This is a genomic window from uncultured Dokdonia sp. (assembly GCF_937910895.1).
In the GTDB taxonomy this organism is placed as follows: Bacteria; Bacteroidota; Bacteroidia; order Flavobacteriales; family Flavobacteriaceae; genus Dokdonia.
Genome location: NZ_CALEMI010000165.1, coordinates 1 through 15,963, shown reverse-complemented (window position 1 = coordinate 15,963; position 15,963 = coordinate 1). Strand labels below are relative to the sequence as shown.

The 15,963-nt window shown below is 35.6% G+C and carries 13 protein-coding genes; 8 read left to right on the top strand and 5 right to left on the bottom strand.

Annotation, left to right across the window (positions count from 1 at the left end; translation table 11 throughout):
- The first annotated feature begins 50 nt into the window (after positions 1-50).
- Positions 51-3,431, top strand: a complete 3,381-nt coding sequence (gene ccsA, locus Q0505_RS20875) for a cytochrome c biogenesis protein CcsA (RefSeq protein WP_299217490.1) — start codon at positions 51-53, stop codon at positions 3,429-3,431.
- On the opposite strand, the gene Q0505_RS20870 is transcribed toward ccsA, so the two are convergent.
- Together Q0505_RS20870 and fumC are read right to left on the bottom strand one after the other, a co-directional pair.
- On the bottom strand, positions 3,428-4,735 hold the full coding sequence (locus Q0505_RS20870) for a LuxR C-terminal-related transcriptional regulator (protein ID WP_299217487.1): 1,308 nt from the start codon (positions 4,733-4,735) through the stop codon (positions 3,428-3,430). The two genes, ccsA and Q0505_RS20870, sit on opposite strands and share 4 nt — an antisense overlap.
- A gap of 147 nt (positions 4,736-4,882) precedes the next feature.
- Entirely contained in the window at positions 4,883-6,277 is a 1,395-nt protein-coding gene (gene fumC / locus Q0505_RS20865) for a class II fumarate hydratase (protein WP_299217484.1), read from the bottom strand.
- A 145-nt stretch (positions 6,278-6,422) separates the two neighbouring features.
- On the opposite strand from fumC, the gene Q0505_RS20860 reads away from it, so the two are divergent.
- From Q0505_RS20860 to Q0505_RS20845, 4 genes are all read left to right on the top strand, one after another.
- Positions 6,423-6,596, top strand: coding sequence for a hypothetical protein (locus Q0505_RS20860; RefSeq protein WP_299217481.1), 174 nt, complete (start codon positions 6,423-6,425; stop codon positions 6,594-6,596).
- Positions 6,597-6,837: 241 nt separating this feature from the next.
- A complete protein-coding gene (locus Q0505_RS20855) occupies positions 6,838-7,929 on the top strand; it encodes a hypothetical protein (RefSeq protein WP_299217478.1) in 1,092 nt (363 codons plus the stop codon).
- A gap of 199 nt (positions 7,930-8,128) precedes the next feature.
- Positions 8,129-9,460: a signal recognition particle protein gene (ffh, locus tag Q0505_RS20850; protein WP_299217475.1), complete on the top strand. Its 1,332-nt coding sequence runs from the start codon at positions 8,129-8,131 to the stop codon at positions 9,458-9,460.
- A 93-nt stretch (positions 9,461-9,553) separates the two neighbouring features.
- Positions 9,554-10,441, top strand: a complete 888-nt coding sequence (locus Q0505_RS20845) for a bifunctional 5,10-methylenetetrahydrofolate dehydrogenase/5,10-methenyltetrahydrofolate cyclohydrolase (RefSeq protein WP_299217472.1) — start codon at positions 9,554-9,556, stop codon at positions 10,439-10,441.
- Between the two features lie 102 nt (positions 10,442-10,543).
- Here Q0505_RS20845 and ppgK read toward each other — a convergent pair whose 3' ends face one another.
- Both ppgK and Q0505_RS20835 read right to left on the bottom strand, forming a co-directional pair.
- Positions 10,544-11,308: a polyphosphate--glucose phosphotransferase gene (ppgK, locus tag Q0505_RS20840; protein ID WP_366519458.1), complete on the bottom strand. Its 765-nt coding sequence runs from the start codon at positions 11,306-11,308 to the stop codon at positions 10,544-10,546.
- Positions 11,309-11,504: 196 nt separating this feature from the next.
- Entirely contained in the window at positions 11,505-12,656 is a 1,152-nt protein-coding gene (locus tag Q0505_RS20835) for a LytTR family DNA-binding domain-containing protein (protein WP_299217469.1), read from the bottom strand.
- 229 nt (positions 12,657-12,885) lie between these two features.
- On the opposite strand from Q0505_RS20835, the gene Q0505_RS20830 reads away from it, so the two are divergent.
- The 3 genes from Q0505_RS20830 to Q0505_RS20820 are packed head-to-tail and all read left to right on the top strand — an operon-like array spanning position 12,886 to position 14,765.
- Positions 12,886-13,320, top strand: coding sequence for a hypothetical protein (locus tag Q0505_RS20830; RefSeq protein WP_299217466.1), 435 nt, complete (start codon positions 12,886-12,888; stop codon positions 13,318-13,320).
- The gene (locus Q0505_RS20825) at positions 13,313-13,864 is read left to right on the top strand and encodes a YceI family protein (RefSeq protein WP_299217463.1); all 552 of its coding nucleotides are present in this window, start codon (positions 13,313-13,315) and stop codon (positions 13,862-13,864) included. Before Q0505_RS20830 ends, Q0505_RS20825 begins: the two co-directional genes overlap by 8 nt.
- A 28-nt stretch (positions 13,865-13,892) precedes the next feature.
- Positions 13,893-14,765, top strand: a complete 873-nt coding sequence (locus tag Q0505_RS20820) for a DUF5777 family beta-barrel protein (protein WP_299217494.1) — start codon at positions 13,893-13,895, stop codon at positions 14,763-14,765.
- A 747-nt stretch (positions 14,766-15,512) separates the two neighbouring features.
- Here Q0505_RS20820 and Q0505_RS20815 read toward each other — a convergent pair.
- Positions 15,513-15,935, bottom strand: a complete 423-nt coding sequence (locus Q0505_RS20815) for a VOC family protein (RefSeq protein ID WP_299217492.1) — start codon at positions 15,933-15,935, stop codon at positions 15,513-15,515.
- Between the last annotated feature and the right edge of the window lie 28 nt (positions 15,936-15,963).

Below are 15,963 nucleotides of genomic sequence, written 5' to 3'. Positions count from 1 at the left end.
TATGTGGCTTCTGTGGGTTATCTTTGCACTCGAAAAAATGGCCGAACGCTATGCAAAAGAAACTTGTAAATATTTTGTTCTCCACTCGATTGATGGGACTCCTTTTTATAACCTATTTTGTCGCGATGGCGGTAGGTACATTTTTAGACCGAGGACAAGATACGTCTCCTACACCGTATTCTCGAGTATGGGTATATAACTCTTGGTGGTTTACTTTAATTCATATTTTGTTTGTTATCAATTTCTTGGGGAATATCGTTCGCTTTAAGCTGTTGCGAAAAGAAAAAATTACCACGCTTATTTTTCATCTTTCTTTTGTTTTGATTTTGATTGGTGCTGGGATTACACGTTATATAAGTTTTGAAGGAGTGATGCCTATCTCAGAAGGAGAAACAGAGAATACATTTTTAAGTGAAAAAACATATTTAGAAGTGCTGGTACAAGGTGAAATAGACGGGCAACCTATGCAGCGAACGTTGGATAAAGAATTAATGCTCTCACCAAGACTCAGCAATACATTTACTTGGAATACAGACTTTAATAAAGACCCCATTAAAATAGCGTTCAATAAATTTATAGGCGGCGCAGAAGATGGATTTATAGAAGATGAAGCAGGAGAATATCATCTTAAAATTGTAGAGACAGGCGATAGCGGCGGAAGACACGAGCACTATCTTAAAGATGGTGAATTAGTCAATATGCACAATGTCTTATATGCTTTTAATAAACCAACAGATGGTGCCATCAATATAGGATTTGATGGAGAAAATTATACCATACGTTCTCCTTTTGAAGGGGAGTACAAAGTCATGGCAACACAAACAGATTATCCTTTTGTAAAGGATAGCGTACAGCCTTTACAATTACGATCCTTATATAATTTACAAGGTCTTTTATTTGTGATTCCAGAACCTGCCGTAAAAGGTAGAGCTGGTATTGTAGAGAGAGCTATTAAAGAGAAAAACGAGCAAGATGCGTTGTTTGTTGATGTCACAGCAAATGGTGAAACAAAAACTGTGGGATTGCTAGGCGGAAAAGGCTACAGCAACGACAAAAAACTTATTGAAGTTGGTGGATACAAGATGTACCTCTCTTACGGAAGTAAATCCATACCGCTTCCTTTTGGAATTAAATTAAGAGATTTTATTGCAGAAAAATATCCAGGTACAGAAAGCAGTTATGCTTCATTTACGAGTAAAATCACGGTAGAAGATGAGGAGACATTTGACTACGATATTTATATGAACCATGTGTTAGATCATAAAGGATATCGCTTTTTTCAGGCGAGTTTTAAAGATGAGGAGCGCACCACCATTTTGTCTGTAAGTCACGATTTCTGGGGTACTTGGGTGACGTATATCGGCTACTTTTTATTATATCTTGGAATGATGCTTATTTTGTTTGATAAGGGGTCTCGTTTCGGAGAACTCAAGAAAACTTTAGACAAGATTAAGGCTAAAAAGTCGAAGTTGCTTGCTGTAATTCTTTTGTTATTCGCTTTCGCGAAAGCGGAAACAGCTTTCTCACAAGACATCAACACTTCGGCAGTAGTCGTTCAGGATACGATTGTCACGCTAGAACAAAAAGAAGAACCAGCGATTTCTATTCTCCCTTCGGATGATACGCACAGCGATGAACGTGAAAGTGCTCCTCCTACAAAAACCCAAATAGATTCAGCGATTGTCGCTAATGCTGCTTCGGCAGAACATGCGGCGAAATTTGGACGCATGGTGATTCAGGATGACAGTGGTCGTATGATGCCTATTAATACGTATGCGAGTATGTTACTTCGCAAATTAAGTCGTTCTGATACGTATCAAGGGTTGAATGCAGACCAAGTGATGCTCTCGATGATGGAGAATCCTTATATCTGGAATTATGTAGATATTTTATATCTGAAAAAAGGAAATGATAGTATTCGTAATGTGATAGGCGTTCCTAGTGATGTGAAGCGATTTAAAGTCATGGATTTCTTTGATGATGATTTTAAATACAAATTGGAGCCTTATTTAGCACAAGCATTTAGTGAAGCAACGCCGAGTGTAATTGATAAGGAGTTTAGAGATGTTGCCTTGCGATTAGGGTTATTGGATAGAACGCTTTCTAAAAAGATTTTAAAAATTCTTCCCAAACTCAACGATCCTAATAATACGTGGGTTTCTCCTATTGTCGCCAATGATGGAGGATATCGTGCCACAGATTCTGTGATAGCCAATCAAATTTTCCCTGCGTATTTACTAAGTCTTCGTAAAGCAAAAATAGATGGCGATTACTCAGATGCCGATAAGATTCTGGAGGGGATTGAGAAATTTCAGAGACGTTTGGGTGGTGATATTATGCCAAGTGCAGAAAAGATAGATGCAGAGATTTTGTATAATAACAATGACCCGTTTACAAAATTATATTGGCTGTATATGCTGGCAGCCTTTTTTATGATGGTTTTTGTCATTACGGAGATTTTTAGTCCTAGTAAGTTTGTGTCTTTAATGGTAAAAGTAGGAGGTGTTATTGTGACCATCTTATTTTTACTACATACAGGATCTTTAATATGGCGTTGGTACATCTCAGGGCATGCTCCGTGGAGTGATGCGTATGAGTCTGTGTTGTATGTGGCGTGGGCAACGATGTTTTTTGGGCTTTCTATTTCTATTCAAAATTGGGTAGCAACAAGAAATATTTATGGGATACAGAAGGTAAGTAAGTTTCTTATTCCTTTTGCTATTACGGGAGCAGCGGTTGCTTCTCTAGGGGATGTTTTATTTGGAAAAAAAGGATCAACTTTGACAGTAGCAAGTACTGCTTTTGTTACTGGTTTTATTTTATGGGCAGCAAGTATGAACTGGATGAATCCAGAAATTGCCAACTTACAAGCAGTTCTTAATAGTTATTGGCTCATGATTCATACCGCAGTGATTGTTGCGAGTTATGGTCCTTTTACGCTGGGTGCTATTTTAGGAATTGTCACATTATTCTTAATGATCTTTACGACAAAAAAGAACAAAGCGAAGATGGATCTCAATATCAAAGAACTTACCGTCATCAATGAAATGGCGCTTACTGTAGGCATGGTATTACTAGCTATCGGTACGTTCTTAGGCGGACAATGGGCGAATGAGAGTTGGGGACGTTATTGGGGATGGGATCCTAAAGAAACTTGGGCATTGATCTCTTTAATCGTCTATGCTTTTGTGATTCACATGCGACTCATTCCTGGCTTACGTGGTAGATGGTTGTTTAACTTGTTTTCTATTATAGCGCTTGGGAGTATCCTCTTCACATATTTTGGTGTGAATTTCTACTTATCAGGATTGCATGCGTATCAAAGTGGAGGAGATATAGCCAACCAGAAAATTATAATAGGGGTGTCAGTGATCGCATTATTAGGGTTTTTCTCTTATAGAAAATATGCAAAATATTATAAGAAGTCTTAGCTTGTAAATAAACCTGTGGCTTCTTGTTCAGATTCAATACCTAGTTTTTGATATAGGTTAGAGGTGACTGCTTTTAATTTTTCTGTAGATAGATTGTATTTTGTAGCTATACGCTCATTTGTCAACCCTTTGGAGATTCCATCCAGTACTTTGATTTCAATATTTTCTAATTCAAATTGATGAATTAAAGATTCTAAATACTGATCGTTAGAGTCTTGTACATTCTTATAGCTATCCAATAGTGAAAGGCGTTCTAAATGCATCTTTATTTGATGCTTCATAATGATCGTTTTTCCTTGTATTTTTCTAAAGCTAACGATTAATGAAAGTGCGATGAGCGTGAAGTTGACTAAAGCAACAAGACTTAGTTGTAATGAGGAAAGATCAAGTATACTAGCGCCAAGTCCATGCAACAAGAAAGCATCTGCCAAGATAATAATATCTAGTGTGTACATCGTAGTCATTAAAAGCAGATATCGGGTGTTTTTAGCATTGTATAGGGTTAATGACCACAATAATAAAACACTTAATACAGAAGTAAAATCAGTCAATAAAAAACTCCATTGCGTATTTATAATCCAATAGATACACATAGAGATAAATGAAATACTACTGATGGTTAAAAATATATATTGAATAGACTGTTTATTTTTTTTGATTTTCAGATATTTAAACACATATCCTGTCGCACAAAGCCCTACTAAAAAATGTCCAAATAATTCGATATTACTTATAATACTTGGTTTGGCATTAAAGAAATACAAAATATTATCTCTAGACATAATAGAAATACATACGGCAGTAATTACGATACCATAAAAAAGAAATACTTTATTTTTTGTTACGATCAAAAATATGATGGTGGCTAGTAGTAGAGATAAAGCAGTACCATAAAAAAAGCCAATTCCTAAGAGGCTGTTTTTTTCAATTTTAGCAAAAGTAGCTTCATCTTGAATTTGTATTGGAAAATTTGCCTCCAGCGGGAAATTTGCTTTAAGGTACAGTGGATATTTTACAATTTTATTTACAATGAAAAAAGAGGGATAGCGAGTAGCCCCCATAGGGTTAATTTCTTTTCCAGTAACATCGTATAGAGAGACATCTTTTGTATGAGATGTTTGAAGCTCTAAAATAGATCTAGGTAGATCAATGGCATCTATTTTAAACCAATAGATGCCATTGTCTGTACCAAGATTTATATCTTCTATTTCTAAGAAGGTTACTTCGTTAAGATCTGAAACATTATTATGATGATTTGTATCGGATTTATGATAGGAAATAGACTCCTGTGATACTCCCGTCATCACAAAAAATAAACTAATAATAAAAAACGTCAAGCGCATTAGCACATAATTATAGGATGCTAATGTAGTAATATAAGTATCACAAAACAACACTTAAACGATGTTTTTGTGTATTTTGTCAGCTTTTAATGTTTTATTGTAGGAATTTTAAAGCTCTCCCACCATATTTTCAGGTTTTACCCATTCATCAAACTCGTCAGCAGTTACATAGCCAAGATTAATCGCCTCTTCTTTTAAGGTAGTCCCGTTTGCATGTGCTGTGTTGGCAATTTCGGCAGCTTTATAATATCCTATTTTCGTATTAAGAGCGGTTACGAGCATGAGTGAGTTGTCTAATAACTCTTTAATTCTTTTTTGATTAGGCTGTATTCCTGATGCACAATGATCAGAAAATGAAACACAAGCATCTCCTATAAGTTGTGCTGATTGAAGTAGGTTTGAAGCCATGACAGGCTTGAATACATTTAATTCATAATGACCTTGTAAACCGCCTACACTAATGGCGACGTCATTTCCAAGAACTTGAGCGCACACCATGGTTATTGCTTCACACTGCGTAGGATTCACTTTACCAGGCATGATTGATGATCCAGGCTCATTGGCAGGGATGGTAATTTCTCCAATCCCACTTCGTGGTCCAGAAGCCATCATACGGATATCATTTGCGATTTTATTGAGAGAAACAGCTAGTTGTTTCAGTGCTCCATGTGTTTCTACAAAAGCATCATGTGCTGCCAGTGCTTCAAACTTATTAGCGGCTGTGCGGAATGGGAGACCAGAAAACTGTGCCATATATTCAGATACTCGTTTTGCGTATCCTTTAGGTGTATTGAGTCCTGTCCCCACAGCAGTACCTCCTAGTGCAAGCTCTGCAAGATGATCAAGCGTATTTTCTAAGGCTTTTATTCCGTGGTCTAATTGCGATACATATCCAGAAAATTCTTGACCTAAAGTTAGGGGAGTAGCATCCATAAGATGTGTACGTCCAATCTTTACTACCTTTTTAAATGCTATAGATTTCTCTTTGAGCGTATCTCTAAGCTTTTGTACGCCTGGCAATGTGGTTTCTACAATCTTCTTATATGCTGCGATATGCATTCCCGTTGGGAATGTATCATTAGAAGACTGTGATTTATTGACATCATCATTAGGCTGTAATGTTTTTTCTCCTTCTCCAATGACTTTTCCAGCTAGCTGATGCGCACGGTTAGCAATCACCTCATTTACATTCATATTGCTTTGTGTGCCCGATCCCGTTTGCCATATCACTAATGGAAACTGATCGTCATGTTTTCCTTCTAATATTTCATCACATACCTGGGCGATCAAATCTCTTTTTTCTATCGGGAGTCCTCCTAGTTCACAATTGGTAAAGGCAGCTGCTTTTTTTAGAATAGCAAAACCATATATAATCTCTAATGGCATAGAAGCAGGAGCTCCTATTTTAAAATTATTGCGAGATCTTTCTGTTTGAGCCCCCCATAATTTATTTGCGGGAACTTGAACTTCCCCCATGGTATCTTTTTCAATTCTATATTCCATCTGTGAAATTGTTTTTAGAAAAGCAAATTTACAAATTTAGACATCAATTTCACTGTCAATAATCTGTCAATAAATCTGAAATTTCTATTGTGAAAATAGATTTTAATGCGGTATCTTTGACAAAAATTTAGAAAAAACAGTACTCATGTTTGATTTTGATCAATATTTAGGATTTCTTGCTTTCTTAACCATATTAACTATTGGTTTTTGGTTAATGATTTTTCTGTTAACATTTGTGATTCCTTACTGGGTAGGAGGATCTATTATAGAAATGGTAAAAGAAAAAATAGAAGCTCGTAAAGCCAAAAGAGAGGCATAATCGACTGATTTATAAATGATATATGAAGACTAACAGCAATGTTAGTCTTTTTTTGTGCGTTTTACTCAGGTAATTTTCTAGGTATAGAACGCAACCTTTTTGAAAGGAGGACGATATATACATATAAGATCAAAAGTTAGAGATGGCTTCTTTATACGCTTTCGCGAAAGCATATAAAAGAAAATTCAACGTATAATTTTTGATGGGAACTTAATTATACTATTTATAAATACTCTTTTTTATGAAATTTAGAAATCTCCTTTTAGGTATATGTGTTGTTTTTTGTTTGGTGGCTTGTGAAAATGAAGATATAGATGATCTTTTTCAAATCACCGAAGCTGATCTTATTGCAGAAGATTCAGATTTGTTTTCTCTTTTAGATCGTGTCACTACCGATGATCCTAGTGCAACAGAAGTCACCTGTATTAATTTTATATACTCTTTTACCGTCGTTATTTATAATGAAAATATAGAACTTGAATCTTCGGTCATTGTCAATAATGATAGGGAGTTTAGTGATGTATTAGGTACGGTAACTGATGGTCAATATATCAATGTTAGTTTTCCTATTTCTAGTACATTGGATGACGGGACTTCCCTAGTTATCAATGATAAGGATGAATTAAGGGCTGCTATAGATGCTTGTATAGAAGAAGAGCAGGAAATAATTATTGGATCATCAACAGCAACCGCTATGGAATGTGTATGGAAAGTACAAATCCCTGATGATGTTGTGTTTAGCACCTATACAGATGCTGTGTTTAAACTTAAGGGAGCAGGTGTTGTTGAATTCTATTACAGAGGAGATCTTTATAATGGTACATGGATTTTCTACTTTATAGAAGACGAATTGCATATCAATATCAATTTAGATACTGATGAGATGGTAGGAGAAGATTGGAATTTTGATTGGAAAGTAAATGCTATACATAGTATGTTAATAGATATTGAAATTGATGATGAAACACGTTTTCTTCTTGAGAGAGTATGCGAACCAGAAACATATTGTACTACCTTAGTTTTTGAAGAGTGTGAACAAGAAGATACGCCTGAGATAGCCTCTTTTATCTTAGAAGATTATATAGATTGTATTATTGTGATTGCAGCACTACAACCAGAAGTAAATGGTATGGGAGAATTACCGGAGCCTATAATATGGAGCGTGACGTTTTACACAACACAAGAAGATGCAGATCTGAGCATAAATCCAGTCCCTTCAGATATAGCGATTCTTACAGATGTACAAGAGGTATTTGTACGTATAGAAAATCCTGAAACCTTAGAATTTACGACAACAATTATCACACTTCAGTCTATGGAGTGTGAAGAATAATTTCTTCATATTTATATATTTTAGAGCTATGACCATCCTAATTTTTATAGGATGGTCATTTCTTATTTACACATCTTTACCATTTTATAGTCATCAGGGTAGAATACCTTAGGCTACGACTATGTATATATGCTTCAAATCATTAAATTTGTATCCTCGATAATCAATTATCGAAGTTCAATTTTTTCAGTAGTAAGATATGTTTGATAATTTAAGTGATAAGTTAGATAAAGCCCTCCACGTACTTAAAGGACACGGGAGTATTACAGAAGTAAATGTTGCAGAGACACTTAAAGAAGTGCGTAGAGCACTTATAGATGCCGATGTCAACTTTAAAATTGCCAAAGATTTTACCAATAGAGTTAAGGAAAAAGCGTTAGGGCAGAATGTACTAACCACCTTACAGCCTGGTCAATTAATGGTAAAGCTTGTAAAAGACGAGCTTACCGAACTGATGGGAGGTGATGCTGCTGGTTTAAACCTTTCTGGATCTCCTAGTGTTATTTTAATGTCGGGTCTTCAGGGATCTGGTAAAACCACTTTTTCTGGAAAATTAGCCAACTTTCTTAAAACCAAAAAAACAAAGAAGCCATTATTGGTTGCCTGTGATGTGTACCGTCCTGCGGCGATAGATCAGTTGCACGTTGTTGGGGATGCGATACAAGTAGATGTTTTTTCAGATAAAGATAATTCTGATCCTGTAGCGATTGCTGAGGCTGGGATCGCTTTCGCGAAAGCGAATGGACACAACGTCGTCATTGTAGATACAGCAGGTCGTCTTGCCGTAGACACAGCGATGATGGACGAAATTGCAAATATTCATAAAGCAATTCAACCACAAGAAACCCTTTTTGTTGTAGATGCTATGACAGGGCAAGATGCTGTAAATACCGCCAAAGCTTTTAATGATATTCTTAATTTTGATGGGGTAATCCTTACCAAATTAGATGGGGATACACGAGGTGGAGCCGCTATTTCGATCAAGTCGGTTGTAGATAAACCTATTAAGTTTATAGGGACAGGAGAAAAAATGGAGGCGATAGATGTATTCTATCCTTCTCGTATGGCAGATCGTATCCTTGGGATGGGAGATGTGGTATCTCTTGTAGAGCGTGCACAAGAACAGTTTGATGAAGAAGAAGCGCGTAAACTACAAAAGAAGATTGCTAAGAATCAATTTGGTTTTGATGATTTTCTGAAGCAGATTCAACAAGTGAAGAAGATGGGGAATATGAAAGACCTTATGGGTATGATTCCTGGAGCGGGTAAAATGCTAAAAGGTGTTGATATCGATGATGATGCTTTTAAACATATAGAAGCGATTATTCACTCTATGACCGTAGAAGAGCGTACCAATCCAGCGGTGATTAATTCTAGCCGTAAAAAGCGAATAGGAAAAGGATCGGGAACTTCTGTACAACAAGTCAATCAACTACTTAAGCAATTTAATCAAATGAGTAAGATGATGAAGATGATGCAAGGAGGCGGAGGTCGTAAGATGATGCAGGCGATGAGTAGAATGCAGAAGTAGGGAAGTTCTTAAACTATATGATTAATAACCCAGAAAAATTCGGAGTATAATACGAATACAGCATACTGCGAGTGTATACTAAAAATAAAGACTATGATTATTCTTGACGGTAAGAAAACTTCAAATGATATAAAAAACGAAATCAAAACCGAAGTTGATAAGATGAAGGCAAATGGAGAAAAAGTGCCCCATCTTGCCGCTATAATCGTAGGAAATGATGGTGCAAGTCTTACGTATGTAGGAAGTAAAGTACGAGCCTGCGAACGTGTTGGTTTTGAATCTACACTCGTTAAAATGTCAAGTACGACAAGTGAAATCGAATTATTAGACAAAATAGAAGACCTTAATAAGGACTCAAATATTGATGGTTTTATCGTACAATTACCATTACCACCACAAATAGATACGCAAAAAGTATTGTTAGCTGTAGATCCAGATAAAGATGTAGATGGTTTTCACCCTACTAATTTTGGAAAAATGGCATTAGATATGAGTACCTTTATTCCTGCAACTCCGTTTGGAATTCTAGAATTATTAGAGCGTTATGATGTCTCCACCAAAGGAAAGCATACGGTTGTGATAGGCAGAAGCCATATTGTAGGTCGTCCTATGAGTATCCTAATGGGACGTAAAGGATTTCCTGGAAACTCTACAGTAACCCTCACGCATAGTCATACCAAAAATATTACGCAAATTACTTCGCAAGCAGATATTATTATTACCGCTTTGGGCGTACCTGGATTCTTAAAAGCAGAGATGGTTAAAGATGACGCTGTCATTATTGACGTAGGCATTACACGTGTACCCGATGAAACCAGAGAGCGCGGCTATTATATTACAGGCGATGTAGATTATGAAGCCGTTAGCAAAAAAGCATCTTATATCACACCAGTTCCTGGCGGCGTAGGTCCTATGACGATTGCAATGCTTCTTAAAAATACTTTATTGGCAAGAGAGCGTCATAGAATGATGAATTCTTAGTAGTGTAAAAGGCAACTATTAAATAAATAGCAAATAGCAAATAGTAAATAGTAAAAAAACACATACTATAAATCCAGTCAATTCATAAAATGGCTGGATTTTTTACTTCTCAGAGGTCTCCATCGCTTCCATAGCCGCAAAAGCAGCGCCTATAAGTCCAGCGTGATTTTTTGTTTTTGCTCCTACTAAAGGAACCTTAGTGGTGAGGATATGTTTGAAAGCGTCTATATGTTTACTAATTCCGCCTCCTAAAATATAGTGATCCGGAGTACAAATAAGTTCTACTTGCTTTAGAAAGAAATTAAAACGCTCAGCCCATTCTTCATACGAAAGTTCTTCTCTCTTTCGGGCAGAATTTGCAGCATACACTTCAATGGGTTTTTTCTTGTATGGGATACGTCCAAATTCAAAATTAGGAATCAGTTGCCCATTATAAAAAAGACCACTTCCTATACCTGTACCTACTGTAATCACAGCTACCAATCCTTTTTTACCCTTACCAACGCCAAAGCGCATTTCTGCATACGCAGCGGCATCTGCATCATTAATTACTGTAAAGGGAAGTCCCGTTTTTTCTTCAAAGAGTTTATCTATTTGGACGTTGAGCCAACTTTTGTCCATATTTCCATAAGCCTTTGCTTGCCCATCTACAATCACTGTAGGAAAGCCTACTCCTACGGGACCCTTCCAATCAAAATGATTGATGAGTTGCTGCACGCATTCTGCAACAGCTTCTGGTGTTGCAGGTTGTGGTGTAGGAATTCGGAAACGATCTCCTAAATAGTCTTCTTTTTCTAAATCTACAGGAGCGCCTTTTATACCCGTACCTCCTATATCGATGCCTAGAATTTGCATAGAGTTAGTCATTTTTTAGTCAACTCGCCGAAGATAACTATTTTCAATTATATGAATGGAATATCAGCCATATTTCCAGATGAAAATTAGGGATATGTATTATTTGACTGAATTATAAATAATTTAAAAAGCAATGATACGCTTTCGCGAAAGCGTATATAACAGCTATCTACGCATTAAACGAAATGAATAGTAGAGAATGAATTTACTATAAATCTAACCATTGTTTAAAAGCCGCCGCTTTATTCTTTCCAATAACAATGTCTATCTCTGAAGTGGGATGTACTTGGATCTTAAGTTTACTGTTACCAAATTTTGTGATTTTTTCAATAGCCGAAATGGCTACAATAATCTGCCTATTTGCTCTAAAGAATAGCTTTTCATCTAGATAGGAATAGATCAAATCCAAACTCTCACTTGAGGTGGAGCGTTTCCCGTCCTTACGTATAATATAGGTAATGGTGTTTTCTACATAGATATAAGAAATGTCTTCTGTTGCTACGGGTAGTAACTCATTACGCACGTAGGTAAGGATACGCTGTTTTGTGGTTGTTTTTGATGTTTTTGTTTCTTCTGAATCAATTGTTTCTGCTTGTGTTTCTGCTTTTTGTCGCTCTGCTATCTTTTGTTCTTCCTGACGCTCACGTTTAAAATCGGATAAGTTTTTTTGATAGTTTTCTAGAGAAGCATTGAGCTTAGATAAATTAAGAACACCATCTTCCAGTTTTGTGCTTTTTAAAGCGAGTTGTTTTTCGTAATAACTGCTTATGATCCGGATAGATCCCAAAAAGAAAATCAAGGTAATTAACCCTATAATTAAAAACGCAATGTAGATTTGATGGCGTATGCTTTTTGCCTGCTCAATCACTTTCTCTCTATTAATGTGACTAGCAATAATCCAATCTGAATCTTCGACAGGCGTTAACCGAATAATTTCTGAAACCTGTATAGAGTCATCTTTTTTGAAAAGCATATCATATAACACTTCGCCAGTAAGTTCGTTTTGTATGCCTGAAGCTAGTGCTTCACTTAGAGGAGGAGTATCACCTATTTTTTTATTGTCCGGATAGCACACATATTTTCCAGACCAATCTAACACAGAGTTAAATACATTTTTAGTATTTGTATTATTAATACTTTTTTGAATACGTTCTTTGAGTCTTACTTTATCAGCTTTTTCTGTAATACCCTCACTCATAGATGCAATAATGTAGGCCTCTTGTTGTGCAGCCTCTATGTCATTAGATAATGCACTTTTCATACTCAATTGTATAAAAAATGGAGTAGTAATAAGTGTTATGATGACATATAGTACAGCGATGCTTAGTGCAGTATATAAATAATAAGGATGATATTTCATTAAAAATAATTCAATTAATCTACAGCTAAAATAATGCTTTGTGATAGACGAGACTGTATTTTAAAGCCTTAGGATTCCTTTTTAATCGTAAATTTTCCGTTTCAGCAATTTTGTAAACTTTACATATAGCAATACTAGACGAGGAAAGTTACATTTGTGACATACATGATGTTTTATTTACCTTGTTGTTCTACTATCATTATAGAAAAGATCTTTTAAAAACAAAAACTTGAAAACAAACTCATCTATTAAAATAAGTATATTTAGTATCATAGGCCTTGCTTGTGTACTAGGAATATACTATATTTTTAATCATAAGGGAGTTGATACACGGAAAGCAAAAACAGAAATTAGTATTACAACCAATGAGTTATTTAAAGATTTTGATGAGGATAAAGAAGCATCATTTAATCAATATATAGAAAAGGCAATAGAAATAAAAGGGATATTGTACCAAGTCACACAGAAAGGAGATACTTATTCATTGCTTTTAAGAGGTAATAATATAGATACCCTCGTACTTTGTGAGATGCAAAAAGATCAAGCGTCTATAGTGAAGACGTTAACGATAGGCGATGCGGTAAAAGTAAAAGGAATACTTAAAGGGTTTTTAATGGATGCAATCTTATTAAATTGCATCGTTTTGGAAGAAGTCAATGAATAAACTACTACTATTATTAGTTTCCGTGTATAGTATAAGTTTTGCCCATGCGCAAGATGGATATATTACCAGACAAGGAGAAGTTACATTTTTCTCCTATACCTCTGTAGAAAATATACAGGCAACCAACAACCAAGTATTAAGTCTTTTTTATCCTTCTTCTAGTAGAATAGGAGTACAAATATTGATGCGTGCTTTCACCTTTAAAAAGTCATTAATGTATGAGCACTTTAATGAAAGCTATATAGAATCAGACCTATATCCTAAAGCCACTTTTGAAGGAGACATTATTGGTTTTGATGCCAACCAAGAAGGATCGCAAACAAGAATTATAAAAGGAACTTTTACCCTACGTGACATTACAAAGCCTATAGAAATGAAGGCTACTATTATAAAAACAAATGGAGCGTATACTATTAGCGGAGAACTTGAGGTCTTAATAAAAGATTATGAGATTAAAGTTCCACCCATTTTATCTCCTAATATTGCAAAGAATATCCAAGTATCTTTTAAATTTCAATACGTACCCAATGATGATCAAAAATAAATTTCTGTGTACTATTTTGTTTTTGAGCATGATTCAAGTGATACATGCGCAAGATCTTTTGAAAGCTCTAGAAGCTGAAACTGTTGAAAAATCACAACCTACCATAGCAACTTTTAAAGGAACACATATTTCTATAGGACACTCCGTAGAGACTAGAAAAAAAGGAGTATTAGAAATTTCTTCTATGAATCGTTTTTGGAATAGACCCATTCCAGATTCCGAACCCACACAAACGTTTGTGGCAGATAAGTGGAACAGTAGAGTAGGACTAGACTACGGAGTTTTAGATCGGTTTACTGTTGGCGCAGGATATAGTACAGACAATAGATCTGTAGATGTGTTTGGAAAATACCGTTTGTTCTATCAAAGAGATTCTGGAAAAACATTTCCATTTAGTATTACCCTATTTCAAGGAGGTGTTTATCGAGAAAAATCTTCAATTAGACTGCCACTATACGAAGGGTCTCCCATGGAAAAAGAAGTGTCTTCTAAAGATAAATTTGCAGCTACCACACAAGTATTAATTGCTCGAAAAATTTCTAGAAACTTTTCATTACAAATTGCTCCTACGTACGTTTACAGAGCAGAAGATGGACTTGTAGCAGATGAGAGTGCTCATCATTTTGCACTAGGTTTTGGAGCCAGATATAAAGTGAGCAATCACGTGTCTATCGTATCAGAATATTATTATGTGCCAAATCCTGTAGATTTTGTAGATACCTACGGTCCTTTTAGTTTAGGAGCTAATTGGGAACTGTCTGATGTACTGTTACAATTCAAATTGACCAATGCGAGAGACTTCGTAGAAGATCAGTTTATTATCAAGACAGGAAATAACTTCAATTTCAGAGATGGCAATCTTCATTTTGGATTCCATGCCACCTACTTCATTCAATTATAAGCTTACATAACAATAACTAGTTCTAAAAAAGATACATTGTTTTTATATGCTCCTGCCTGCTAGGCAGGTTCGCGAAAGCGTAAATATCTTTCATACCTCCTCTCCAAGATAATTTGACACTCCTGCCGTTTTTTTTGTTTTTTATGGATGATTTATCTAAATATACCATAACCCTAAGTACAGTAAGGCTTTCTAGAATTCCTTTTTAAAGTCCTTTTTTCCACCTCGCACACGTTTACTTGTAGGAAGGCGCTTTCTCATTGTTTATTTGTATCAGAAAGCAAATTATAATTCATCATAAAAATTGAAAATAATATAGAATCCACTTTTGAAAAAGAAAATTAAAAATATAGAGTATTTGAGTTTGTTAAGTTGATTTGGTGATCACTGCCTGAGGATGTGCTATGATCTTGGGCAGTTGTTCATCAATAGTTAATATGCTTAATATGAAATTCTAAAGGTCTTTAAAGTCTTATTTGTATACATAAATGCAGTAGATAGAAATTAAAATAGCACACAATATAACGTGTATAAAAGATAGGGAATTCGAAAGGAACCCTTGTTTAAGGTTGGTTTTGGGAAAAGGTCGTCAAGAAATTGGCGACTTTTTTGGTAGTGAAACGCTGTTTTTGTAAAGTCAGAAAGACGCATTCAAAATAGCTAGTTGAACTAATCCCGCTTTTTAATAAACTTGCTTCAGTACCAAACGGGATATTAGGTTTAGGTTTTTCCCTGTATGAGGCAAGGTTACTTAGCAAATAACTGACTATCGTCTTTAAAGGCTTTAAATTCAAGTGCATTTCCGCAAGGGTCATAAAAAAACATGGTGGCTTGCTCTCCTACCAATCCTTCAAATCGGATATAAGGTTCGATGACAAAGGTGACGTGAGGTGTGATCGCTTTCGCGAAAGCGTGAAAATCATCCCACTCCAAGACCACGCCAAAATGAGGTACGGGCACTGCCTTTCCATCGACTTCATTATGATGGTCTTTTTCTGTTTGATTCTTTTCTTTATAATGAATCACCAGTTGGTGTCCAAAAAAATTAAAATCGACCCAGTGATCGCTACTTCTTCCTTCTTCTAGTTGTAAAATATCTCGATAAAAAACTCTTGCTTTCTCAACATGATCTACAGGAATGGCAAGGTGAAATGGTCTTAAATTGCTCATAAGAATTAGTTTATAAATTCGATAATAT

Bases quoted from the DNA above. Each gene is read 5' to 3' on its own strand.
- Q0505_RS20815 (WP_299217492.1), bottom strand. From the start codon at position 15,935: ATGAGCAATTTAAGACCATTTCACCTTGCCATTCCTGTAGATCATGTT.
- Q0505_RS20835 (WP_299217469.1), bottom strand. From the start codon at position 12,656: ATGAAATATCATCCTTATTATTTATATACTGCACTAAGCATCGCTGTA.
- ffh (WP_299217475.1), top strand. From the start codon at position 8,129: ATGTTTGATAATTTAAGTGATAAGTTAGATAAAGCCCTCCACGTACTT.
- Q0505_RS20820 (WP_299217494.1), top strand. From the start codon at position 13,893: ATGATTCAAGTGATACATGCGCAAGATCTTTTGAAAGCTCTAGAAGCT.
- Q0505_RS20860 (WP_299217481.1), top strand. From the start codon at position 6,423: ATGTTTGATTTTGATCAATATTTAGGATTTCTTGCTTTCTTAACCATA.
- fumC (WP_299217484.1), bottom strand. From the start codon at position 6,277: ATGGAATATAGAATTGAAAAAGATACCATGGGGGAAGTTCAAGTTCCC.
- Q0505_RS20825 (WP_299217463.1), top strand. From the start codon at position 13,313: ATGAATAAACTACTACTATTATTAGTTTCCGTGTATAGTATAAGTTTT.
- ccsA (WP_299217490.1), top strand. From the start codon at position 51: ATGCAAAAGAAACTTGTAAATATTTTGTTCTCCACTCGATTGATGGGA.
- ppgK (WP_366519458.1), bottom strand. From the start codon at position 11,308: ATGACTAACTCTATGCAAATTCTAGGCATCGATATAGGAGGTACGGGT.
- Q0505_RS20855 (WP_299217478.1), top strand. From the start codon at position 6,838: ATGAAATTTAGAAATCTCCTTTTAGGTATATGTGTTGTTTTTTGTTTG.
- Q0505_RS20870 (WP_299217487.1), bottom strand. From the start codon at position 4,735: ATGACGGGAGTATCACAGGAGTCTATTTCCTATCATAAATCCGATACA.
- Q0505_RS20845 (WP_299217472.1), top strand. From the start codon at position 9,554: ATGATTATTCTTGACGGTAAGAAAACTTCAAATGATATAAAAAACGAA.